General features: G+C 52.7%; 25 protein-coding genes. 10 read left to right on the forward strand and 15 right to left on the reverse strand.

The window, feature by feature from the left end; genetic code table 11:
- The first annotated feature begins 8 nt into the window (after positions 1 to 8).
- Genes rpmH through THEAM_RS02445 form a run of 6 tightly spaced genes read left to right on the forward strand, consistent with a single transcriptional unit; the run spans position 9 to position 4,736 of the window.
- On the forward strand, positions 9 to 170 hold the full coding sequence (gene rpmH / locus THEAM_RS02420) for a 50S ribosomal protein L34 (RefSeq protein ID WP_013537228.1): 162 nt from the start codon (positions 9 to 11) through the stop codon (positions 168 to 170).
- A complete protein-coding gene (rnpA, locus tag THEAM_RS02425) occupies positions 155 to 523 on the forward strand; it encodes a ribonuclease P protein component (protein ID WP_013537229.1) in 369 nt (122 codons plus the stop codon). Before rpmH ends, rnpA begins: the two co-directional genes overlap by 16 nt.
- The gene (yidD, locus tag THEAM_RS02430) at positions 520 to 726 is read left to right on the forward strand and encodes a membrane protein insertion efficiency factor YidD (protein WP_013537230.1); all 207 of its coding nucleotides are present in this window, start codon (positions 520 to 522) and stop codon (positions 724 to 726) included. Before rnpA ends, yidD begins: the two co-directional genes overlap by 4 nt.
- 10 nt (positions 727 to 736) lie before the next feature.
- Positions 737 to 2,209: a membrane protein insertase YidC gene (yidC, locus tag THEAM_RS02435; protein WP_013537231.1), complete on the forward strand. Its 1,473-nt coding sequence runs from the start codon at positions 737 to 739 to the stop codon at positions 2,207 to 2,209.
- A 5-nt stretch (positions 2,210 to 2,214) separates the two neighbouring features.
- Positions 2,215 to 3,486, forward strand: a complete 1,272-nt coding sequence (locus THEAM_RS02440; RefSeq protein ID WP_013537232.1) for a hemolysin family protein — start codon at positions 2,215 to 2,217, stop codon at positions 3,484 to 3,486.
- Positions 3,486 to 4,736, forward strand: a complete 1,251-nt coding sequence (locus THEAM_RS02445; RefSeq protein ID WP_013537233.1) for a hemolysin family protein — start codon at positions 3,486 to 3,488, stop codon at positions 4,734 to 4,736. The genes THEAM_RS02440 and THEAM_RS02445 overlap by 1 nt, the downstream gene beginning before the upstream one ends.
- A 351-nt stretch (positions 4,737 to 5,087) precedes the next feature.
- Here the strand turns inward: THEAM_RS02445 and THEAM_RS02450 are convergent, their stop codons facing one another.
- The 12 genes from THEAM_RS02450 to THEAM_RS02505 all read right to left on the reverse strand — a co-directional run bounded on the left by THEAM_RS02450 (position 5,088) and on the right by THEAM_RS02505 (position 14,913).
- A complete protein-coding gene (locus tag THEAM_RS02450; protein WP_232203434.1) occupies positions 5,088 to 5,489 on the reverse strand; it encodes a 4Fe-4S binding protein in 402 nt (133 codons plus the stop codon).
- 5 nt (positions 5,490 to 5,494) lie between these two features.
- On the reverse strand, positions 5,495 to 5,797 hold the full coding sequence (locus tag THEAM_RS09395; RefSeq protein ID WP_013537235.1) for a hypothetical protein: 303 nt from the start codon (positions 5,795 to 5,797) through the stop codon (positions 5,495 to 5,497).
- Positions 5,798 to 5,819: 22 nt separating this feature from the next.
- Entirely contained in the window at positions 5,820 to 6,905 is a 1,086-nt protein-coding gene (locus THEAM_RS02460; RefSeq protein WP_013537236.1) for a hydrogenase large subunit, read from the reverse strand.
- 1 nt (position 6,906) lies between these two features.
- Entirely contained in the window at positions 6,907 to 7,251 is a 345-nt protein-coding gene (locus THEAM_RS02465; protein WP_013537237.1) for an NADH-quinone oxidoreductase subunit C, read from the reverse strand.
- Positions 7,232 to 7,765: an NADH-quinone oxidoreductase subunit B family protein gene (locus THEAM_RS02470; RefSeq protein WP_013537238.1), complete on the reverse strand. Its 534-nt coding sequence runs from the start codon at positions 7,763 to 7,765 to the stop codon at positions 7,232 to 7,234. Before THEAM_RS02470 ends, THEAM_RS02465 begins: the two co-directional genes overlap by 20 nt.
- Entirely contained in the window at positions 7,766 to 8,608 is an 843-nt protein-coding gene (locus THEAM_RS02475) for a respiratory chain complex I subunit 1 family protein (RefSeq protein WP_013537239.1), read from the reverse strand.
- Positions 8,605 to 10,464, reverse strand: coding sequence for a proton-conducting transporter transmembrane domain-containing protein (locus tag THEAM_RS02480; RefSeq protein WP_013537240.1), 1,860 nt, complete (start codon positions 10,462 to 10,464; stop codon positions 8,605 to 8,607). The genes THEAM_RS02475 and THEAM_RS02480 overlap by 4 nt, the downstream gene beginning before the upstream one ends.
- Positions 10,452 to 10,937, reverse strand: coding sequence for a Crp/Fnr family transcriptional regulator (locus tag THEAM_RS02485; RefSeq protein WP_013537241.1), 486 nt, complete (start codon positions 10,935 to 10,937; stop codon positions 10,452 to 10,454). Before THEAM_RS02485 ends, THEAM_RS02480 begins: the two co-directional genes overlap by 13 nt.
- 62 nt (positions 10,938 to 10,999) lie before the next feature.
- Positions 11,000 to 12,241, reverse strand: coding sequence for a Ni/Fe hydrogenase subunit alpha (locus tag THEAM_RS02490; RefSeq protein ID WP_013537242.1), 1,242 nt, complete (start codon positions 12,239 to 12,241; stop codon positions 11,000 to 11,002).
- Positions 12,225 to 12,998, reverse strand: a complete 774-nt coding sequence (locus THEAM_RS02495; RefSeq protein ID WP_013537243.1) for an NADH-quinone oxidoreductase subunit B family protein — start codon at positions 12,996 to 12,998, stop codon at positions 12,225 to 12,227. The genes THEAM_RS02490 and THEAM_RS02495 overlap by 17 nt, the downstream gene beginning before the upstream one ends.
- Positions 12,999 to 13,877, reverse strand: coding sequence for an FAD/NAD(P)-binding protein (locus THEAM_RS02500; protein ID WP_013537244.1), 879 nt, complete (start codon positions 13,875 to 13,877; stop codon positions 12,999 to 13,001).
- On the reverse strand, positions 13,846 to 14,913 hold the full coding sequence (locus THEAM_RS02505) for a 4Fe-4S dicluster domain-containing protein (RefSeq protein ID WP_013537245.1): 1,068 nt from the start codon (positions 14,911 to 14,913) through the stop codon (positions 13,846 to 13,848). The genes THEAM_RS02500 and THEAM_RS02505 overlap by 32 nt, the downstream gene beginning before the upstream one ends.
- A 171-nt stretch (positions 14,914 to 15,084) precedes the next feature.
- On the opposite strand from THEAM_RS02505, the gene coaD reads away from it, so the two are divergent.
- On the forward strand, positions 15,085 to 15,576 hold the full coding sequence (coaD, locus tag THEAM_RS02510; protein WP_013537246.1) for a pantetheine-phosphate adenylyltransferase: 492 nt from the start codon (positions 15,085 to 15,087) through the stop codon (positions 15,574 to 15,576).
- A gap of 22 nt (positions 15,577 to 15,598) precedes the next feature.
- Here the strand turns inward: coaD and THEAM_RS02515 are convergent, their stop codons facing one another.
- Both THEAM_RS02515 and THEAM_RS02520 read right to left on the reverse strand, forming a co-directional pair.
- Positions 15,599 to 17,032, reverse strand: coding sequence for an aldehyde dehydrogenase family protein (locus THEAM_RS02515; protein ID WP_013537247.1), 1,434 nt, complete (start codon positions 17,030 to 17,032; stop codon positions 15,599 to 15,601).
- Position 17,033: 1 nt separating this feature from the next.
- Complete coding sequence (locus THEAM_RS02520) at positions 17,034 to 17,756, reverse strand: metallophosphoesterase family protein (RefSeq protein WP_013537248.1); 723 nt, start codon at positions 17,754 to 17,756, stop codon at positions 17,034 to 17,036.
- 26 nt (positions 17,757 to 17,782) lie between these two features.
- Here THEAM_RS02520 and THEAM_RS02525 point away from each other — a divergent pair, with 26 nt between their 5' ends.
- Complete coding sequence (locus THEAM_RS02525) at positions 17,783 to 18,697, forward strand: amino acid--tRNA ligase-related protein (RefSeq protein ID WP_013537249.1); 915 nt, start codon at positions 17,783 to 17,785, stop codon at positions 18,695 to 18,697.
- On the opposite strand, the gene THEAM_RS02530 is transcribed toward THEAM_RS02525, so the two are convergent.
- Positions 18,657 to 19,250, reverse strand: coding sequence for a UbiX family flavin prenyltransferase (locus THEAM_RS02530; RefSeq protein ID WP_013537250.1), 594 nt, complete (start codon positions 19,248 to 19,250; stop codon positions 18,657 to 18,659). The genes THEAM_RS02525 and THEAM_RS02530 overlap by 41 nt on opposite strands.
- A gap of 64 nt (positions 19,251 to 19,314) precedes the next feature.
- Between THEAM_RS02530 and argB the strand changes: the two genes are divergently transcribed.
- Positions 19,315 to 20,193, forward strand: a complete 879-nt coding sequence (gene argB / locus THEAM_RS02535; RefSeq protein WP_013537251.1) for an acetylglutamate kinase — start codon at positions 19,315 to 19,317, stop codon at positions 20,191 to 20,193.
- Positions 20,194 to 20,291: 98 nt separating this feature from the next.
- A complete protein-coding gene (locus THEAM_RS02540; RefSeq protein ID WP_013537252.1) occupies positions 20,292 to 21,692 on the forward strand; it encodes a cytochrome ubiquinol oxidase subunit I in 1,401 nt (466 codons plus the stop codon).
- The last annotated feature ends 2 nt before the right edge of the window (positions 21,693 to 21,694 follow it).

Below are 21,694 nucleotides of genomic sequence, written 5' to 3' on the forward strand. Positions count from 1 at the left end.
GGTGAAAATTGTCCACTAAGAGAACCTACCAGCCCAGCAGGCTTCACGGTAAAAGGGTTCACGGTTTCAGGGCCAGGATGAAGACAAAGAGCGGTCGCGAAATCCTCAGAAGGCGCAGGAAGAAGGGGCGCTGGAAGCTTACCGTGAGCGACGAGTGGAAGAGAAGGTAAGGTTCACCTTCACCAAGGAAGAGCGCCTGAGGAAGAGGCGTGACTTTGAGAGAGTTTTTGCCCACGGGAAGAGCCTCGGCGGTTCTACCGTGGCTTTTTATTTTCTGGAAAACGACGTTGGCAGGCCTCGGGCGGGGTTTATAGCCTCTAAGAAGGTTTCCCGTAAGGCCGTTGAGAGGAACAGGGCCAAACGGCTCATGAGGGAAGTGTTCAGGCTGAATAAGCACCGCCTCGGGCCCTTCGACATCGTTTTTATAGCGAGGAAGGGTATAGTCGGAAAGAGGTTTCAGGACGTTGAAGCGGACTTCCTGAGGCTTGCCAAAAAGGCGGGTATCTTTAAGGAGCAGACTTGAAAAAGTTGGTTATAGCTCTGATAAAGTTCTACCAGCGCTACATATCGCCGCTCACTCCCGGCACCTGCCGGTACTACCCCACCTGTTCCAGTTACGCCATAATGGCCGTTGAGAAATACGGCCTTCTGAAGGGAGGGGTAAAGGCGGTTTGGCGGGTGTTGAGGTGTAACCCCTTCTCTCGTGGCGGCGTAGACTACCCTTAGGAGAGGGAATATGGAGGAAGGAAAGTTCGGAACCCTAATCCAGTCGTTGATACTGGCTCTGCTGATAGTAATCGGTTTTCAGTTCTTCTTCCACCGCGGAGAGGAGAAGAAGGAGCTTCAAAAACCCACCTCCGCCAAAACCTACTCCCTGCAGGATGTTCCCTCCTCCAAAAGGCTCGGGGAGCTCGTTACGGTAGAAACGCCCCTTTACACAGCCCAGTTCTCTACCGTTAACGGAAAGCTCGTAAAACTAACGGTTAAAAAGTACAACGCTCAGCTTGTTTCGCCTATTTCCAAGGAGCTTGGCGTTTACCCCCTTACCACGGTTGCGGCAAATCCCGAGCTCTCTAAGGTTCTGGTAGACCTTAACACCACTCCCAGTGCCAAGGAGCTAAAGGTAACAAAGGCTCCTGCAAAGCTCACCTTTACCGGTAAGCTCCCCGACGGCAGGGTGTTTAAGAAGGTTTTCACCTTCTACCCAAACTCCTACCGGATAGACTTTAAGGCTCAGCTGAAGGGGGCTCGCCTTCAGACGATAGTGGGGCCCGACATTAAGGTGAACGAGGCCCACACCTCCAGAATGGGCCACATAGGTCCGGTTATAGAGACGCAGGAGAAGGTAATCAGGCTGAAGCCCGAAGAGATAAAGGGCTTTATGAGCTTTAACAACGTTCTTTGGGCCGGCGAGGAGGATAAGTACTTCCTCATGGCCGTTAAGGATACCGACTTTACCGCAACCGTTGAGAAGGTAGGGCCCAAGGATACCCTCGTAAGGAACTTCGTAGGCAGCGGAATCTTCTACGGCGGTCCCAAGGAGCTTCACCAGCTGGAACCCTTGGGGATGGACTCGGCGATAGACTTCGGGATTTTCGGCTTCCTCGCAAAGCCGCTTTTAAAGTTCTTCCTTTTCCTCCACAAGTTCGTTCCCAACTGGGGGCTGGACATAATCCTCTTCGTTCTCATCATCAAGATTCTCCTCCACCCCCTTGCCCACAAGAGCTACGTTTCGATGAAGAAGATGCAGGAGCTTGCCCCCAAGCTTGAGGAGCTGAAAAAACGCTACGGAAACGACCCCCAGAAGCTTCAAGAAGAGACGATGAAGCTCTACCAGGAGATGGGGGTCAACCCGGCAAGCGGCTGCCTGCCGATGCTCCTGCAGATTCCCATCTTCTTCGCCCTCTACGAGATATTCCTCAACGCCGTTGAGCTGAAAGGGGCCTCCTTCCTCTGGATACCCGACCTCTCCCAGCCCGACCACACCTACATCCTTCCGGTTCTCATGGGCCTCTCTATGATTGTTCAGCAGCTCCTCACTCCCACTACCAACAAGCAGCAGCAGAAGATATTTATCCTTATGGCCGTTATCTTTACCGTTATGTTTGCCACCTTCCCTGCGGGTCTGGTTCTCTACTGGTTCACAAACAACGTGATAACGGCCATTCAGAACTTCATAATCCTTAAGATACTCGAGAAGAAAGGGTAGAGGCCGTGGAAGGGGGCAGTCTGACTGTTTACCTTTTCGTGCTCCCCCTTCTCATTCTGCTTTCGGGCCTCTTTTCTGCCTCGGAAACGGCCTTCTTCTCCCTTAACACTTTAAGGCTTGAGAGGCTTGCCAAGGAGGGCAACAAACGGGCCCAAGAGATTTTAAAGTTCCTTCAGAACCCTGCAGACCTGATAGCTACGATTCTCATCGGGAACGAGCTGGTTAACGTTGCCATAGCTGCCACTTCGGCCGTTCTGTTTGTGAAGCTCTTGGGGGAGGAAAAGGGGCCTGCCCTGGCCGTTCCGGTCACGGTTCTCACCCTTTTAATCTTCGGCGAGGTAACTCCCAAAACCTTGGCGATTAAGTTCAGCGAGCGTTACGCCTTTTTCATTTTTCCCTTTATAAAGCTCGTGAGTTACCTGATACTGCCCGTGCGCCTTGCCCTTGTTGGATTTGCCTCCCTACTCCTCAAACCTTTCGGAGTGGAGCTCTTTAACAAACCCAAAGCCATGACAGACGAGGAGTTTCTCATTCTCGTTTCGGAAGGAGCCAAGGAGGGCACCATAAGGCGGGAGGAGAAGGAGCTGATAGGCAGGGCCTTGGAGCTCGGGGAGATGCTCGTTAAGGAGGTTATGGTTCCAAAGCACAAGATATTTGCCTTGAAGGAGGACCTTCCTGTTAGAGAAGCCCTTATGCTTTTGAAGGATACCCGCTACTCCCGGATTCCGATTTTTAAAGACTTCTTAGACCAGATAACAGGGATTCTCTACACCAGGAGGATTTTGCCCCTGAAGCTCTCTAAGGAGGATTTAGATAAGCCCATAGCCGAGTTTGCAGACCCTCCCTTTTTCGTCCCCGAGTTCTTAACCCTGGATAAGCTCCTTGAACAGATGCAGCGGACTAAGCGCCACATGGCGATAGTTGTTGACGAGTACGGTAACACCGCCGGCCTTGTAACCTTGGACGACATTCTCAGGGAAGTTGTAGGTGAGCTTCCCGAAGAGAGGAAGAAACAGCGGGAAGAGGAGGTAAAGCGCCTCGAGGACGATAAGTTCCGTCTGAAAGGCGACCTTCCGGTGGAGGAGCTTGCGGAGCTTCTGAAGCTCCGGGAGGACGAAATCCTCGAGGAAGTGGACACGGTTTCGGGTCTTATGATGGCCCTTTTGGGGAAGATTCCCAAGCCCGGGGACTCTGCAGTTTACCAGGGTTACCGCTTCACCGTTGAAGAGATGGAGGGCAATAGAGTCAAGAGCGTAGTTGCCGAGAGGGTTGAGTAATGGAGCTGTGGCCGCTCTTTGTGATACTTCTGTGTGTTCTCTTTGAAGGGTTTTTCTCCGGTAGCGAGATTGCCGTTATATCGCTGCCCAAAGTAGAGCTTGAAAAGCGCCTTCAGAAAGGGGATAAAGCGGCCAAACTCCTTGCAAGCCTTTTAAAAGAGCCGGAGAAGCTTTTGACCACTACCCTTATAGGTACAAACCTTTCAACCGTAACCGGCTCTACCCTGTTTACCACCTACCTGCTCGATGCGGTTGCTTCACACTTGCCCCTTATAGGGAGCTATCCAGAGCTTGTCACCGTTCTCTGCTTTACGCCCGTTACCCTTACTTTTGGCGAGCTTATACCCAAAAGCCTCTTCCAGAAGTACTCCCACGTTATTGCCTTTAAGGTGGCTTACCCCCTTTACTTTTTCTACACCCTCTTTAAGCCGGTCTCCCTGTTCGTTATGGGGCTTGCGAGGCTCCTTTCAAAACTTCTGGGGGCCGAAACCGAAAAGAGCCCCTTTGTTACAAAAGAGGAGCTGAAAATGCTCGTAGAGAGCTCCTCTCGCCTTCTGGTTGAAAAGACCGAGAGGCGAATCTTGGGGAATATACTGAACCTTAGAGAAAAGTCGGTTGGGGATATTTACACGCCCCTCTCTTCGGTTATTGCCGTTAGCGACAATGCGGCTGTGGGGGAGGCTCTTGAGCTTTTTGAAAAGAGCGGCTTTTCCAAGCTACCCGTTTACAGGGAGCGCTTTGACAACATCGTAGGTTACCTTCTCATATCGGACCTTATCTCCGTTACCGACGACTCAATGAAGGTAAAGGAGATTATGCGTCCCGTCCTTGTTCTCCCCGAGTATATGAGCATATTCGACGCCCTCAGGGAGTTTAGAAAGTCTAAGGAGCAGCTCGGTATTGTTGTTGATGAGTTCGGCTCCACTTTGGGAATAGTTACAGTTGAAGACATACTTGAAGAGATTGTCGGCAGAATAGAGGATGAATTTGACAAAACAACGTTGCATATTACGAAAACCGGAAACACCGTAACTGCAGACGCCCTTGTGGAAGTGGAGGAGATAAACAAACTTTTAAGGCATAAACTGCCCAAAAGCCCCGACTATACAACCGTTGCGGGTCTGATTCTCTCGAAGCTCGGTCGCTTCCCGCAGCCCGGCGAGAAGGTGGAGCTTCCCCTCCACACAATCACAGTAAACAGCCTCAACGGCCGTAGAATAGGTAAAGTAACAATAGAAGAGAAGGGCTAAAACTCCTTGGTTCGAGTAAACCGGAAGGGTATCTGCCTTTAGGTAAACGGTTAAAATTCCACCCAATAGGACTTGTGAGAACTTCCGCATACTTTTCATTCCTGCCTTTACCTTCCGGTTACTCTGGGTAAACGCTGGGAGCAAATGGGAACGGAGTATCTATAGTCCCGAAAGTGTTCTGCTTAACCCTGCGGAGCCGCTCGAAAAAGGGGGAGAGGATAGGTAGAAGCTAGGCATGGTTTCTCAGGGGCTACTTCAACTCCGGTGTAGCAAGCCGGTGAGAGGGGTTGGGGGCAGCGGACCTCTATTTAGGCCGAGTTAAAGCCGGCCCGCTGCGGTTGTTGAGCTTCACTAACTCTTCTTGGCCCTCTTCTGTCTGGCTGCAAGCCAGGCCTTTTTAGACTCTACGGCCTCTCTTTCTACGCCGTTCCAGTCGGGGATTGTAGACTCTGTTGCTGGAGGTGCCGTCTCCTCTACTTGAGTAAGACACCCCTCTTTCGGGCAGGCCCTTACGCACTCGCCGCAGTAGATGCACAGGTAGGGGTTGTAGTGGAACTTTTTACTTCCGTCTTCGCTGTAAGTAAAGCGGATTGCTCCCGGCGGGCAAACAAGCTCGCACTTTGTGCAGAATATACACAGTTCCTCCTTGTATACAATCACCCCCCTGTAGTTGGGAGGTGGCGGCGAGAGCTCCTGGGGGTATTTAACCGTAACGGGTTTACTGAAGAGGTTCTTTATGGTCTGAACTACCATTTTCCTCAATTTCCACCTCCGAGTAGCTGGTTGTAGTAATTCGGCAGTGCTCCGGCTTTGATTCGCTCGTGGCACTTTACGCACTTCTTTATTACCCTGTGGGCCTTAGAAGTTCCCATGACTTTTTGGTAGTTGTGGCACTCAAAACAGTCCTCTCCGCAGCTCGACAGGTACTTGTCGGAGTGGCTCTTGTGGCACTTTTCACACTCCTTTATGGGAGCGTGGGCCTTGTCTTTGGGTATGTTAAAGTGGCACATGTAGCAGTTGCTTCCGCACGCAAGAGCGGGAGCTTCTAAAACCAAAGCCAACACAAAAGCTCCTGACAGGGCTCTACCTTGCAGTACACGAAAGGCACGGGTCAAAGCTGATAACGGTTGCCGGAACGTCTGCATAGTCCATTCCTATGAACAGCTCTTTCATAACGGGTATGTTTGCAAAAGTGGGCACTCTAATTCTAAGTCTATCGAGAACCATCTTCTTTGAAGCCTTTATGTAGTAGAAGAGCTCTCCCCTGGGAGCTTCCACCCTAACGAAGTATTCGCCCTCGGGCACGCCCTTAACGGGCACTTTTATCTCGCCCTCGGGCAGGCCCTCTAACGCGTTTTCTACCATTTCTATTGAATTTAGAACTTCTAAGGCCCTGAGGAGGTTCCTCTCGTAGATTGAGCCCCCTTCAAGGGTTATCAGTTTAAATCCTACCTCTTCAAAGGGGAGGTAGTTAAACTCCGCCCGTGCGTCCGTTGCCAGCCCTGCCGCCCTTGCCGGTGGGCCCACTACGTTCATCTCTGTGGCCATCTCCGGAGTTACAACCCCTATCCCCTTCCACCTGAGGGAAAGGGAGAAGTCGTTTTCGTAAACGTCTTTGAGCCACAGGCAGTGCTCTTTCAGCTCTTTGAGCTTCCGCCTTATCTCAATTTCAACTTCCCTTGTGAGGTCTCTGTTTACCCCTCCGGGAGCTGCAAAGTCGAACTGAACCCTGTTGCCGGTTAGTAGCTCCAGGATTTCCATAACAAGCTCTCTGTAGCGGAACGTCTGCATGAAGAGGTTCTCGTAGCCGGCAACCTCTGCAGTGTGGCCCATGGCGAGCAGGTGGGAGTGGATTCTGTCCAGCTCGCTTACTATGAGCCTGAGGTAAAGGGCCTTCTTGGGAACTTCAACTTTCATTAACCGCTCAACTGCTGTAACGTAGCCGAGAGTGTGGCTTATTGCACACAGGCCGCACACCCTTGCTACAACGTAACCCACCTGCAGGTACTTAAACTTTGTCATGCAGGCCTTTTCAATGCCCCTGTGAACGTAGCCTACATCTACATCTACGTCTACAATCTTTTCGTTCTCGGTCTGGAAAACGAACCTTACCGGTTCCGGTAGGGCAACGTGTTGGCTACCGAAGGGAACGGTAATCCTTTTTCCCATCTTAACCTCTCCTAAGGGGGGCTTTGGGGCTGTCGGGGTCGAGGAAGAGTCCGGTTTTGGCACCCTCCACCTTCAGCCCTAAAAGGTCTGCAAGCTCCCACTCTGCAATCCAGGCAGAGGGTACAAGGTAGGTAATCGTGGGAACCTCGTCTTCGTAGCCGGCCTCTGCCGTTACAACTTTAAAGGTCTCTTTTGAGCCGTAGGGCATGAAGAACCACTTTAGTTCAACTTTTCCGCCCAGGTCGGTGCCGTTTACCGTTATGAAGTGCCACTTTTTCGGGTCGTAGAACTCCTTTATCGCCCTTCTCACTTCTCTGAGGGGAACTTTAATCTCTTCTACCTGCATGGAGCGCCTCCAGGCATTTTTCGAGGAATTTCTTCCTGTTAACGGGCTCTTTTGCCTCTATCGGTTTGCAGAGTTTTCCTTTCTCGAAGCTCTTCTTCTTCCGTTCAAGGATTTCAAGGGCCTTTATTACGCCGTCTATTATCGATTCCGGCCTTGCGGCACACCCGGGAACGTAAACGTCTACCGGTATTACGGAGTCTACGCCGTTCTCTACGTTGTACATGTGGCGGAACACGCCTCCGGTGCACGCACAGGCCCCAACTGCAACAACAACTTTCGGCTCGGGCATCTCGTAGTAAAGCCTGAGTAACCTCTCCTTTGCCCTTTTTGTCACCGGCCCCGTCACTATCAGAACGTCTGACTGTTTCGGGTTCCCCCTGTTTAAAATCCCGAACCTCTCAAGGTCGTATTTGGGGGCCAGGCACGCCAGTATCTCTATGTCGCACCCGTTGCAGCTGCCTGTGTTGTAGTGGAGCAGCCAAGGTGACTTCTTCCTAAAGGTTTCCAGTCCCATTTAGCTCCTCCATAGCGCAAGTAGAAGTAGGTTGACGATTACAACCGGGATGAGAACGTACCAGTGGAAGCCCACCATTTGGCGGAAGTTGACCCTTGCCGTTACGTTGTCTATGAGGTTAACCAGGAAGAAGGCCAGAACCACCAGAAAAGCTCCCAGTAGGTAGTTGGAGCCTCCGAAGAGGAAAACGAAGAAGAAGCTGTAAACGTACTCAATCCACTTTGCGGTGTAGATTGCCTCGTAGAACCTTCCCGAGTACTCTATCTCCGGGCCGCCGATTATCTCCTGATGGGCCTCTGCAAGGTCGAAGGGAGACTTCTTTAAAAGTGTCGGGAGCGATAGAAGTAGCGCAAGGAAAACCAAGGGTAGGCTTACAACGGGAGGAGTTTGGGCGGCCAGTATTCCCGATACTTTAAAGGTTCCGGTAACCAGGTAAAGGCCCGCTGCGGCTAAAACGTATAGGGGCTCGTAGGCTACCATGTGGAGAAGCTCCCTCATTGCCCCTATAACCGAGTAGGGGGAGCGGACGCTGAAGCCGCCTACAACCAGGAATGCGAGTGAGAGAAGGTGGAAGAATATCGCTATGAGGAGGTCGCCTCCCGAGAGCAGAACGAACAGGGCAAACCACGTTCCTATCAGGTACATCACGCCCATAAAGGCGTGGAACGAGTGTATTATTACGGGCCTTTTCTCCATGAGCTTGAAGAAGTCGTAAAAGGGCTGAAGGAGCGGAGGGCCGACCCTCGCCTGCATTCTCGCCCTTACGATTCTCTCTACGCCGTAGATAAATCCCCCTATAACGGGAGCCAGGAGCGTTACTATCAGAGCCGCTGCAAGGTTCATACCAGACCTCCTCCCAGAATCAGGGTAAGCACGAAGAGGGCGGTTGCAGCCGTTTCTATGAGGGGTTCAACTCTGCTGATGCAGAAGAAGTTGTAGGTTCCGATTGTGAGCTCTACCTTCTCTCCGCAGGTGTAGGGGTAAACCCTGTCCGTCCCTTCAAAGTGGACGAAGTAGGCAATTACCGGAACTACGAGCAGTAGAAGGAGGGCTCCGACTATCTGCCAGCCGTATAGCTCAGAAAGGGGCGTTTTAAGGGTTAACCCTTGGGCTGCAATTGCTGCGGGCTTACCGACCACGCTTGCAACAATCGGGTTCACAAACTCCTGGCTGAAGAGCGCTATTAGGAGTGAAGCAACCAAGGTGAAGAGAACGAGGGGAACGGTGGTCAGGAGGTATAGGGGCGGGAGTTTTTCGAGCTTGAACCTTATGAACTCGCCCCGTTTTCTCGTCATTATGCCGATTACTTTGAAGTAGAGGAGGGTGAGTATTACGCCGCCGACCGCCATGAAGATTATTGAACCGACGTAGGCTCCGTGGGCGAGGAAGTTAGAGGCTTCCTCAAGGGCCAGCCACTTGGCAACGAATATCCCGAAGGGCACTATGGTCATGCTCATGAAGCCGATGGAAACGAACATAACGGTAATAGGGGCCTTTTCTACAAGGCGCCTGATGTCTTCGATTCTCTTTGCTTTAAAGAGTTTCTCCATAATGCCCGCCTCCATAAAGAGGAGGGCCTTTACCGCTCCGTGGAAGAGTATCAGCAGAACCGAGGCGAGAACCGCTATGGGGCTTCCCATACTCGCCGTGAGCATCATGAGCCCCAGCAGGGAGATTGTTGAGTAAGCGAGAATCCGTTTAAAGTTGTCTTGGGTTAGGGCAAACATTCCCGCCGCAACGAAAACGAAGCCTGTTGTGATTATCAGGAGCTTCGCAAGAAGCGTCCCCTTAATTACCGGAGAGAGCCTGAGGATTAGGTAGGGAGCTATCTTCACCATGGTTGCCGAGTGGAGAATGGCGCTCACCGGCGTTGGGGCAACCATGGCGCCGAGCAGCCACCGGTGGAAGGGCAGCTGTGCTCCTTTAACGAGTGCAGAGATTGCCAGAAATCCGAACGGAATCATAACCAAGGAGGCTCTGTTTAATTTCAGGAAGTCGGTAAAGTGGTAGAGGCCGTAGTACTTAACGGCGAACAGAATGCCCAGCAGGATTGCTATACCGCCCACCTGGTTCATCCACAGGGCCCTGAGGGCGTTTTCAACCGATACCCTGTCCCACCTGAACCTTATCAGTATGTAGGAAGCGAGAGTCGTTGTTTCGAAGAGGGCGAAGAACCACTCCAGGTTGTTTACCGTTACGGCCAGGTTCATAACCCCTAAGAACCACAGCAGGATTGCAACAAAGCGGTTCTCCCTCTCTAAGTTCTCCTGCTCCATGTACTTTGTGGCGTAAATGCAGATAAGCGAGCCTACAGTTGCCACAAGGGCGTAAATGGCAACCGACAGTCTGTCTACGTATAGGTTGGCCGTTTCTGAGTGGGGCATAACGGTAAGTGCCCAGCTGAGCAGAAAGAGCTGAGCAACGGCCAGAACCGTTACCAGGAAGTTCCTGAACTTGAACCCCTGGTAGAGGAAGTAGGCCAGCAGGCCGTAGTCGTAGAGGGTGAATGCCAGCTCCAGCCAGCGGGGGGTGTGGATGAAGAGCGGAAGCTCGGAGTTCCAGAGCAGGAAGGTAAGGTAGGAGAGAACCGGCAGGGAGATGAGCGTTACCGCCTGCCTTACCCTGTGCCACGGAGAAACGAAAACGATTAATGCAAGGAGCCACGGAACGACAAACAGCGCGTAGACTACCTTCTCCATCTGTTCCCTCCGCTTACTGAGAAGAAACCGCAGACTTGTGCAAATTTCCTGTCTTCGCTCTTGAGCCTGTCTGCAAGGAAGTTGAGAACCACTTCAAGGAGCTTCACCGCAAGTTTCGGGTTCTCGGCCTTTAGGGCCTCGTAGTCTTCCCTGCTCAGGTAGAGGGCCTCAACCTCCTCCTCTGCAACCGCCCTTAGGGAGTGGGGCGTTCCGAGGAAGAAGGCACACTCTTCCAAAGGGACTCCACCGTAAACGGCGGCAACTTTTGTCCACCTGCCGAAGTTGTCGCTTCTGAGCAGTGCCACTTTGCCCTTCGATATGAGGAAGAAACCCTTTGCCGGCTCAAACTCGTCGAACAGGAGCTCACCCTTTTTAAAGCGGACTTCCCGGAAGTGGCGGGCGAGAAGCTCCTTCTCCTCTTCTGAAAACTCCCTAAACAGCCTGCACTTCTCTACAAGCTCGGTAGATACCATCACACCCTCACAACCTTTACCGTTTCAAACTGACCACCGAACTGGTGGACTGCACACGCAATTCAGGGGTCGTAGGCCCTTATGAGCATCTCTGCCCGTTTCTTAAGCTGGGAGTCGGGCAGGTATGAGAACTTCTCCGCAAGGGCTTTAAGGTCTTCCTCTATGCAGGCCTGAAGCTGGGCTGTGGGCGTCACTATGTTGGCTCCGATACAGTGGCCGGAAGGGGAAAACCTGTAGTGGTGGTAGAGAACTCCCCTCGGAGCCTCTTTCACCCCGTAGCCGCCGAACTCTCCGGGTTCCAACTCGGCTTTCGGCTCAAAGGGAAGGAGCTCTATGAGCTTCTCTGCATACTTAACGCCCCTGTGGGCGAGCTCCACCATCTCAACGGCCCTTGCAAGGTTTGCAAGGAGGGGGTTTTGGGAGGGGAACCTGTTTTTCAGCCTCGACAGAACCTCTTTCGTCTCCTCCGTGTAGAAATCCTCTCCCCGGTTGACCCGCGCGAGGGGTCCTATCCTGAAAGCCTTTCCGTTTACGGTTGAGCGCTTTGCCGTGCTGTAGGGGGATACTTCTTCCTTGATAAAGTGCTCAAACTCCTGCTTCGTGAACTTTAAGCCGTTTGATACGGCGACCCTGTCTGAAGGTTCGCTTGGAACCGGGTTCTCGAGGGATACCTCGAGCTCAACCGGACTTTCAAGCTCGAAGTACTCGAGGGAGTCAAACAGGAATGCGGTGGCCTCAAGCTCCGGCAGAATCTCGGTGAGCCAGTCTATGACCAGCTCAAGCTCCTCCTTCTCTGGGGCCCTTGTGAATCCTCCGGCAACTATTGCCTCTCCGTGAACCGTTTTGCCCCCGAGCAGTTTCATAATCCTGTTGCCCACCTCTTTTATCTTGAAGCCCCTTCTGACAACGTTGGGGTAGTCTTTCGCCATCTCAACGGCCGAGCCGTATCCCATGTAGTCGGGGAGGGCCAGGAAGTAGAGGTGTAGGGCGTGGCTCTCTAAGAACTCCCCCACGATGAGGAGTCTTCTCATAAGCTCAACGGCTTCGGGAACTTCCGTTTTAAATGCGTCCTCTATTGCCTTTGCCGCAGCAAGTCTGTGGGAAACGTAGCAGATGCCGCAGATGCGGGAAACGATTTTCGGTATCTCGCTGAAGAGCCGCTCTCTCGTTATGAACTCAAAGAAACGGGGACCTTCGGTAAAGGAGAGCTTTATCTCCTTTACCTGGCTGCCCTCCAGCTTCAGCTCAACGGCTCCGTGTCCCTCTACTCTCGTCAGGTGGTTTACTTTAAGCTCCCTTTCCATCTGCGTAGCTCCCCAGCTTTTCTGTGTTGAACGTTTTGCCCCTGAAAACCTTCAGGAACTTCAGGGCGTCGCTCCTTTTGAGGCCCCTTTCTGTAAGGAGCTTCACCATCTCGTCGAAGTTGGGAAAGTCACAGTTCCCCCTGCACCCTTGGCACCCTATTCCCGAGGCCGTGCACGGTGCGCCGCAGCCCGCAAAGGAAACGGGCCCTTGGCAGGGAATCCCTTTAAGGGTTAAACACTCGGTTTCCGAGAGCTTGCACTCGTGGCACACCGGAATCTTCGGGAAGAACGGCTTTACCCCGTTAAGGAGGGAAGCCACCGTATAGATGAACTGCCTCTTGTCTAAGGGGCAGCCGGGAAGCTCGTAATCCACCCGGACAACCTCCGAAACGGGGCGGGGCTTAAACACCTTTAAGAAGAGCTTCTCCCCGCCGTAAACGGTCTCCAACATCTCCTTGAGGCTCGCCTCGTCGTTCCTCTGGGCTTGAACGCCTCCGTAACAGGCACAAGAACCTACTGCAACAACAACTTTTGACTTTTTCCGAACCTCTTTTACCTTCTCCTCGTCGAGCTCTGTAGAAACGGAGCCCTCAACCAGTGCAAGGTCGAGCTCGGGAACTGTGTGGTCGTCCTTTGCCAGCGGGAAGAAGGCGAGCTCTGCCCTTTGGAGTATCTTGCTCAGAGCCTCTTCACAGTTGAGAATCTCACACTGGCAGCCGGAGCACCCCGTTAAACCGACGATGCCTATCCTTACCATCTAAATCATCTCCGGAAGGTTTTTGGTGTCCCACAGGGGGAATATCGGGCCGTCTACACAGGCGAACTTGTAGCCTATCTGGCAGTGGCCGCACTTACCTATGCCGCACTCCATCTTCCTTTCGAGGGAAACGAAAATCTGGCTTTCGGGATACCCGTTCTTTAAGAGCTCCTTGCCTATGAAGCGGTAGGCTACCGGCGGGCCGCAGACTGCAACGTAGGTATCTGCGGGGTCGAGCTCTACCTGAGGAATGAGGGCCGTTAGAACCCCTTCAACGTCGGCCCACTCCCTATCCTCTGCCGTTTCGCACCTGTCGAGGACGAACAGGCACTTAACGTCGCTGCGCTCTCTGAGCCTTTTGAGCTCCTCTTTGTAGAGGACCATTTGGTAGTTTCTCGTTCCGTAGAGGATGTATATCTCCTTGAAACGGTGACGCCTGTCGAGGGCGAACCAGATGAGGGAGCGTAAGGGGGCTATACCCAAACCTCCCGCTATTATCAGGAGGTTGTGGCCCTCCATAATCTCCACCGGGAAGCCGTTCCCGTAGGGGCCTCTTATCGCCGCAAGGTCTCCCGGTTTCATCCTGTGGAGAACCTCTGTTTTCCTTCCCACTTTCCTCACCGTGAGCTCTACGGTGCCTCGCCTGGTAGGTGAGGAGCAGATGGAAATCGGAATCTCGCCCGCTTTGGGAACCGTCAGCATTACAAACTGGCCGGGAAGGTGGTGCCATTTGGCGTTCAGCTCTTCGTTCAAGAAGGTGAAAGAAAACTTCTTGTGGTCGGGTGCAAGCTCCTCTACGTCGGTTATTACAACTTTGTGGGGAAGGTAGGGGTCTACCGGTAGGGGTTTATTCAGTAACTTCTCTAAGCTCTTTTTCATTGCACCCTCTCAGCCGCTTTATTGTCTCCACCATGCTGATTGATGCCGGGCACTCGGCACTACACCTTCCGCAGCCTACACAGCCGAGCATCTCAACCTGATAGGGGTATCCCACCAGCTTGTGGTAGTAGCGGTGTTTGAACCTGTCGGCCCTGGTTGCCTTAAAGTAGTGGCCTCCGGCAACGAGCGAGTAGTAGGGGTACTGGCAGGAGGTTGTGAACTCTATCCGCTTAACTTCGGTTCCCGCTATGTTGGGAACGTCTACACTCGTGTAGCAGAAACAGGTTGGACACACGTTTGTGCAGGTTCCGCAGCCCAGGCACCTCTTTGCCTCTTCCTGCCAGACTTCCGAGTCGTACTCCAGCTCTACAACGTGGGAGATTCTCTCAAGGTCGGGCAGTTGTTCGGGCTTAAAGAGGCTTTTCTTCTTTAAGGTTGTTGCCTTGTAGGCGTTTAGGTCTTCCTTCTCTATGTCTCTAAAGAGAGACCTCTGGCTGTAAACGATTTCGTCCCCCTTGGGGCTTCCTATGGAGACGAAGTAGTCGGCCCCTATGTCTGTGAGGAAGAGGTCCCAGCTTGCCCCTTCCGGGAAGGCCGTGGCGGTGGCCAGGCAGAAACAGAACTCGTCGGGCACGCAGGAGACCCCTATCAGAACCGTTCTCTTCCTTACTTCAAGGTAGCGGGGGTCGGGGTTCTCCTTCAGGTAGATGGAGTCCAGTATGGAGATTCCGTGGAGGTCGCAGGAGTGGATTCCGAAGATTACCTGGTTCTCCGCCTTGAAGTTGGTTTTAAAGCTTAAATCCTCAACGCTGTAGGAGAAACGCTCTCTTCTGTAGGGAACGAGGAATTTCTTCGGGGGCAGAATTGTTCTGGTGTAGTTGAGCTCTACCTCTTCGGGCTTTTCCACGTGGGTGAATACGAACTTCTCCCCTTTTCTGACGGGGGCGATGAGCTTTCCCCACTTTTTGAGCCCGCTTATGAAGCTGTGTAGGTTTGCCTTGGGCAGCACTTTTGCCCGCTCTATGTGGAACTCCACGGAACCTCCGGGGCAAGGGAGTTATGTTTGTTCCTTTATATATACATAAAGTTATCTCTCAAGTCAAACTTTTCTAAATATCTAATATTTATAAAGTCTGCTGAATATAAAAAACTCCGCATAAACGGTTTTCCTTATGGAGCGTTTTGTAGAATTCCCGCAGGAGGTACCATGATAAAGAGAGCCATCTACCCGGGAACCTTTGACCCCGTTACCCTCGGCCACCTTGATATTGTTAGGAGGGGATTGAAGCTCTTCCCAGAGCTCATAGTGGGAATTGCCGAGAACCCGAGGAAGCGCCCCCTTTTCTCCCTCGAAGAGAGGAGGGAGATGTTTATAGAGAGCCTTAAAGAGGTGGGGCTAAACGGGAAAGTTCAGGTTAAGACCTTTAACTCGCTGCTCGTTGAGTTCGCAAAGAGGGAAGGCGCAGTTGCGATTTTGAGGGGGATTCGGATAGTTTCTGATATGGACCACGAGTTTACGATGGCCTCTTTGAACAGGAAGCTCTACCCGGAGATAGAGACGGTCTTCCTGATGCCGTCCGACGACTACGCCTACCTCTCCTCTTCCGCCGTTAGGGAGATTGCCTACTACGGCGGAGACGTCTCGCAGTTCGTTACGGAGTTTGTCAGGAAAAAGCTCGAAGAGAAGTTTAAAAGGTAGGGGCGAAGGGCCCCTACCCGGCTCAGTTGAGGTCGAAGCAGATGGTCTTTATCTCGGTCATCTCCTCTACGGCGAACTTCGGTCCTTCCCTGCCTATGCCGCTCTCCTTAACGCCGCCGTAGGGCATCTGGTCTACCCTGAAGGTGGGAATCTCGTTTACCATTATCCCGCCGCACTCAACCTCTTCTGCAAACTTGAATGCCGCCTTTAGGTCGTTTGTGAAAATACCGGCCTGTAGGCCGTAAGGGGAGTCGTTTACGGCCTCTATTGCGGCCTCTAAGGAGTCTACAGGGTTAACAACTATTACCGGGCCGAATACTTCCTGCCTGAACAGCTTGGCTTCTCTGGGAACGTTCACAACAACCGTAGGTTCAATGAGGGTCTCGGAGAGCCTTCTGCCCCCGCAGAGAACCTGGGCCCCCATACTGCGGGCCTCTTCTATCCACTCCATTATCCTGTCTGCAGCGTTTCTGTCTATTACAGGGCCTACGTCGGTCTCCTCGAGCCTTGGGTCTCCTACCTTAAGGCTCTTGGAAAAGGAGCAGAGCTCCTTCGTAAACTCCTCGAAGAGGCTCTCGTGAACGAAAACCCTTTGAACCGAAATGCATACCTGTCCGGCAAGGGCGTAGCCCCCTCTGCCTATGCGCTCTGCGAGCTCCTTTAGCCTTCCTGTTTGGTCTTTGTCTACGTAAACTCCGGCGTTTGAGCCCAGCTCCATTGCGTATTTTTTAAGCCCTCCGCGGCTCATGATTATCTTGCCGGTGGCCACGCTTCCGGTGAAGGTAATCATCCTCACCCTTTCGTCCCTTACGAGGGCGTCTCCGGCCTCCTCTCCGTAGCCGGTTACCACGTTAACGGCCTCGGGGGGAAATCCGGCCTCTACGAGAACCTCGGCAAGCTTTATAACGGTTAAAGAGGTATTCTCGGAGGGCTTTATAACAACGGCGTTGCCGGCAGCGAGCGCCGGTGCAACTTTGTGGCAGGTGAGGTTAAGTGGGAAGTTGAAGGGAGTTATACAGCCTATTACTCCCAAGGGCACCCTTCTGAAGAAGCCTACCTTGCCTTTTATTCCCGGTGCTGCGTCGAAGCGCACCTCTTCCCCGAGGACCCTTTTGGCCTCTTCCGCCGAGAGGGTTATCGTGTTTACCGCCCTCCCGACTTCGCCCATCGACTCCTTTATGGTTTTCCCGACCTCTAAGGTGAGAAGCTCGGCAAACTCCCTGCTCCGGGAGGCTATTATCCTTGCCGCCTTTTGGAGCGCCTGGTAGCGCTCGTAGGCGGTCATCGACTTAACCTTTTCAAACCCTTTCAGGGCTGTTTCAACGGCAAGCTCCACGTCCTCCTTTTTGCCTCTGGGAACGGTTCCTACGGGCGAGCCGTCGAACGGAAAGTCGATTACAATCTCCTCTTTTTTAAAGACCTTTTTCCCGCCGATGAGCATGTACCCTTTAATCACTTTACACCCCCAGCAGTAGTCTTGCGGCAAGGAACTCGGGCAGACCGGCGTTTAGGATTGCCCTTGCCGCCTCTTTAACGTTGTATTCTATCCTATGGAGGTAAAAGGCGTTCTCCTCAAGGTCTAAAACTCCGAAGGAGGCCCTCGGGTCTCTGTCTCTGGGCTGGCCAACGCTTCCCGGGTTTATGAGGTATCTCCCTCCCCTTATCAGAACTATCGGCAGGGAGAGTTTATCTACCGCGGAGCCCAGGAGCCTGTAGGCAACCGGTATGTGGGTGTGGCCGAAGAGGCAGACCTTTTCCTTTAAGGAGAGCAAGGCCCTGTAAGCGCTTCCCTTATCGAGGATGTACTCCATGCTTCCCGGGGCTGCAGGGGTGTCGTGGACCAGCCGGCATCCGTAGGCCGTGTCGTGAAGAGGGAGGGAGCGCAGGTAAGCTATATCTTCCCGGGAGAGCCTCTCCCTGCTCCACCTAACGGCTTTTGCCGCTACATCGTTGAGCTCTTCCGGCTCTACGAATCCCAAAGCTGCAAGCTCGTGGTTCCCGAGCACTGCCTTTGAGCAGTTCTCCCTCACCCACGAGACACATTCGGAGGGGAAGGCCCCGTAACCTATTGTGTCTCCCAGGGACCAAACCTCTTCCACCCCCTGTCTGTTGAGGGCCTCTTCAACTGCTTTAAGGGCGTGGATGTTTCCGTGGATGTCGGATACTATTCCTATTTTCAACTCTACTCCGCTTAAGAGGGGTTGCTGTGATAGAGATTCTAATAAAAAGGGCAAAGGCCTTAGAGGCGGTTAGACGTTTTTTCTCTTCCCGCTCCTTTGTAGAGGTGGAGACCCCCAACTTGGTGCCCTATAAAAATCCGGACGACAACGTTGAGAACGTGAGGGCAACCTTCTCCGACTGGCGGGGCAGGCGTTTTGACTGGTACCTTCACACCTCTCCCGAGTTTTTCATGAAGAGGCTTCTGTGGCACGGAATGGAGCGGATTTTTCAGGTGTGTAAGGTTTACCGAGACGGCGAAACCGGTCCTCTGCACTCTGTTGAGTTTACCATGGTTGAGTGGTATAGGGTCGGGGCAGATTACAGGGCCGGTATGGAGGAGACTCTCTCTTTAATAAATGAGGTAGCAAAGGCCCTGGGAGCTTCTCCTTTCTCCGAGCCCGTTTACTTAACCGTAGAGGAGGCCTATAAGGAGTTTGCCGGAGTAGAGCTTTCAAACCGGGAGCTTGTAGCTGAGAGGTTCGGCTCGGGGAGTTTTGAGGAGGCCTTTTTCAGGTTGCTTGTAGAGAAGGTAGAACCGGCCCTCTCAGGCTTTGACTCTCCCGTTGTTCTTTACGATTACCCCGAGGAGTTCTCGGCCGTTGCGAAGGTTGAAGGCGGCACTGCCCGGAGGTTTGAGGTTTACCTTAAGGGGGTTGAGATTGCCAACGGCTACACGGAGCTGACAACCTACTCCGAGTATAAGCGGGTCTTTTCCAAAAAGGGTGGGGCCGAGGATTACGGCCTTTTGAAGCTCCTTGAAGAGAGACCCCTGCCTCCCTGTGAAGGGGTGGCTTTGGGGTTTGACAGGCTCGTTATGGTTCTGACGGGAAGCTCTTGCTTAAAAGAGGTAATGCCCTTTTCTACTCTCTCCCTTCTTGAGGAGCTTCCCAGTTCTCAATGAGCCCAAACTCCTCGTTCAGCAGGGCTCTGAGTGCGCGTTCAACAACGAAGTCAACGAGCTCTTCTACCGTTTTCGGCCTGTGGTAGAAAGCCGGAGAGGCCGGAACAACTTTGGCTCCCGCCTCTATTGCCTTTAGGATGTTCTGGGCGTGAACCCTGTTTATAGGGGTTTCTCTGAACAGCAGTACCAGGGGCCTTCCCTCTTTGAGGGTTACGTCTGCGGCCCTGTGGATGAGGTTGTCGGCAACGCCGTTTGCTATGTGGCCCAGTGTTCCCGCCGAGCAGGGAGCTACAAGCATCCCCTTTACCGGGTGACTGCCGCTGGAGGGCGGTGCAAAGAGGTCTGTAGGCTCGTAGAGCTTAACCTGCTCTTTCGGAAGGCTTGCAACGAATTCCTGCGGGCTCTGGCCGGTTTCAAAGAGGAATACTCTCTTGCCCGTTTCAGAGAAGATGAGCTCTACGCTGTATCCGTTTGCGACTAAGACCTCTACGCACCTTTTCCCGTAGATGCTTCCGCTTGCTCCGGTTATTCCCACAACTACCCTTTTGGTCACGCTCACCTCCCGGCGGGTTTGGGTTATTATCCTATAACCAGAAAGCACTTACAGGAGGGGTCTGGTGGAAACTCTAATAGAGAAAGTGTCTACCCTGCTCGAGGCGTTACCCTACATAAGGGAGTTCTACGGTAAGACGGTTGTTATTAAGTACGGCGGAAACGCCATGGTGAACGAAGAGCTTAAGGAAGCTTTCGCCCAAGACGTTGCCCTTTTAAAGTACGTGGGAATAAACCCGGTGATAGTTCACGGCGGTGGGCCCCAGATAGGCGAGCTCCTCAAGAGGCTGAACATAGAGACCCGTTTCGTCGGCGGGATGAGGGTTACCGACAGAGAGACGATGAACGTGGTTGAAATGGTGCTTGTCGGGAAGGTTAACAAGGAGATTGTGAAGCTCATAAACTCCCACGGCGGTAACGCCGTAGGCCTTTCGGGTAAAGACGGCAACCTTATAGTGGCCGAGAAAATAGACTCCAGGGAGTACCTGTCGGAGTTGAAGGCTCCGGAGATTATCGACTTGGGTTTTGTGGGGCGGGTTAAAAGGGTCAATCCCGATATTGTCACTAAACTCCTTGAGTCTAAATTTATTCCTGTGATAGCTCCCGTTGGAATAGGTGAAGACTTTGAGGCCTATAACATAAACGCCGACCTTGTAGCCGGAGAGATGGCAGCCGCCCTGAAAGCTGAAAAACTGATAATGCTTACCGACGTGGAGGGGATTAAGGATAAAGAGGGGAGGCTGCTCAAGTCCCTTCGTCGCGACCAGCTTCCTCAGTTAATTGCAGACGGCACCGTTTCGGGAGGGATGATTCCGAAGGTGAAGGCGTGTGAGGCGGCCCTTATGGGAGGGGTTAAGAAGGCCCACATAATAGACGGAAGGGTGAAACACTCCATCCTTTTAGAGATGTTTACTCAGGAGGGTATTGGAACAGAGATAATATAAGTGTTATTTAATATTTGACTCGGCTAATTATTAAGCTGATTTTGATATAATCGCAGTTTAGAACATTGGGATATAAAACCCCTATGGGAGGTGCCGCGATGGACTTCGTACTACTGGTATCGCGATTGCAGTTCGCGATGACAGCCTTCTTCCACTTCGTGTTCGTTCCGCTTACACTGGGGCTGTCTACGCTTTCTGCAATCATGCTTACGCTCCACTACGCTACCGGTAAAGAGATTTACCGGGACATGGCAAAGTTCTGGGCGAAGCTCTTTGCCATTAACTTCGCCCTCGGAGTTGCTACCGGTCTTGTTCACGAGTTTGAGTTCGGTATGAACTGGTCGGTCTACTCCAGGTTCGTAGGTGACATCTTCGGTGCACCCCTTGCCATTGAGGGACTCCTTGCCTTCTTCATGGAGTCTACCTTTATGGGTGTTTTCCTCTTCGGTTGGGACAAGGTGCCAAAGGCAGTTCACCTTCTTGCAGCTTGGCTCTCATCTATCGGTTCTAACCTCTCTGCCCTCTGGATTCTCGTTGCAAACGGCTGGATGCAGCACCCGGTTGGCGCCAAGGTTGAGATGGCAGCTGCCGGAAAGAGGGCCGTAATGAGCGACTGGTGGGCTGTTGTCTTCAACCCTGTTGCCGACGTTAAGTTCTGGCACACCGCTACTGCTGGAATGATTCTCGCATCCGTCTTTGTTCTCTCCGTTAGTGCTTACCACCTTCTCAGGAAGCAGCACGTTGAGTTCTTTAAAAAGTCTGCTTACATCGCCCTTATCTTCGGTTTTATAGCTTCCGTCGGCGAGATTATCATCGGTGACATCCACGCTCACGAAGTTGCCAAGACCCAGCCGACAAAGCTCGCAGCTATGGAGGCTCTTTGGGATACTAAGCAGGGTGCCAACGTTCTCCTCTTTGCCTGGGCCGACCAGAAGGCTCAGAAAAACGTAGTTGAGATACCCCTTCCGATTCCCGGACTCCTCAGCTTCCTTGCAACCCACGACTTTAACGGTAAGCTCCTCGGAGCCAAAGACCTCCAGAAGATGTTTGAGGCCAAGTTCGGCCCCGGAGAGTACATTCCTCCCGTTAACTTTGTCTTCTGGGCGTTCCACATTATGGTTTACCTCGGTTTCTTCTTCGTTCTGCTGTTCCTCGTAGGTCTTATCAAGTACAAAGACCTCGAAAACTCCCCCGGCTTCCTCAAGCTTGCACTCTACTCCCTGCCTCTTCCGTACATTGCCTGCTGGCTCGGTTGGGCAACGGCTGAGGTCGGAAGGCAGCCTTGGATTGTCTACCCGCTTACAGATGACTACGGTAAGATTCTCCTTCCCGACATCGGCCTTAAAACTGCCCAGGCCGTTTCTCCCCTCACAAGCGTTGAGGTTATCATCACTTACATCCTCTTCGCAGTAACCTTTACAGGCCTTGCTATTGCAGACTTCTACCTGCTTTCCAAGTTTGCTACAAAAGGCCCAGAGAAAGAAGCAGAACTCTACTAATG

This window comes from Thermovibrio ammonificans HB-1, assembly GCF_000185805.1.
In the GTDB taxonomy this organism is placed as follows: Bacteria; Aquificota; Aquificia; order Desulfurobacteriales; family Desulfurobacteriaceae; genus Thermovibrio; species Thermovibrio ammonificans.

Excerpts from the sequence above, each read along its gene's own strand:
- THEAM_RS02495 (WP_013537243.1), bottom strand. The coding sequence starts at position 12,998 with ATGGTAAGGATAGGCATCGTCGGTTTAACGGGGTGCTCCGGCTGCCAG.
- THEAM_RS02445 (WP_013537233.1), top strand. The coding sequence starts at position 3,486 with ATGGAGCTGTGGCCGCTCTTTGTGATACTTCTGTGTGTTCTCTTTGAA.
- THEAM_RS02540 (WP_013537252.1), top strand. The coding sequence starts at position 20,292 with ATGGACTTCGTACTACTGGTATCGCGATTGCAGTTCGCGATGACAGCC.
- THEAM_RS02450 (WP_232203434.1), bottom strand. The coding sequence starts at position 5,489 with ATGGTAGTTCAGACCATAAAGAACCTCTTCAGTAAACCCGTTACGGTT.
- THEAM_RS02475 (WP_013537239.1), bottom strand. The coding sequence starts at position 8,608 with ATGAACCTTGCAGCGGCTCTGATAGTAACGCTCCTGGCTCCCGTTATA.
- THEAM_RS02470 (WP_013537238.1), bottom strand. The coding sequence starts at position 7,765 with ATGGGACTGGAAACCTTTAGGAAGAAGTCACCTTGGCTGCTCCACTAC.
- THEAM_RS02460 (WP_013537236.1), bottom strand. The coding sequence starts at position 6,905 with ATGGGAAAAAGGATTACCGTTCCCTTCGGTAGCCAACACGTTGCCCTA.
- yidC (WP_013537231.1), top strand. The coding sequence starts at position 737 with ATGGAGGAAGGAAAGTTCGGAACCCTAATCCAGTCGTTGATACTGGCT.
- THEAM_RS02480 (WP_013537240.1), bottom strand. The coding sequence starts at position 10,464 with ATGGAGAAGGTAGTCTACGCGCTGTTTGTCGTTCCGTGGCTCCTTGCA.
- THEAM_RS02465 (WP_013537237.1), bottom strand. The coding sequence starts at position 7,251 with ATGCAGGTAGAAGAGATTAAAGTTCCCCTCAGAGAAGTGAGAAGGGCG.
- THEAM_RS02490 (WP_013537242.1), bottom strand. The coding sequence starts at position 12,241 with ATGGAAAGGGAGCTTAAAGTAAACCACCTGACGAGAGTAGAGGGACAC.
- THEAM_RS02500 (WP_013537244.1), bottom strand. The coding sequence starts at position 13,877 with ATGAAAAAGAGCTTAGAGAAGTTACTGAATAAACCCCTACCGGTAGAC.
- coaD (WP_013537246.1), top strand. The coding sequence starts at position 15,085 with ATGATAAAGAGAGCCATCTACCCGGGAACCTTTGACCCCGTTACCCTC.
- THEAM_RS02485 (WP_013537241.1), bottom strand. The coding sequence starts at position 10,937 with ATGGTATCTACCGAGCTTGTAGAGAAGTGCAGGCTGTTTAGGGAGTTT.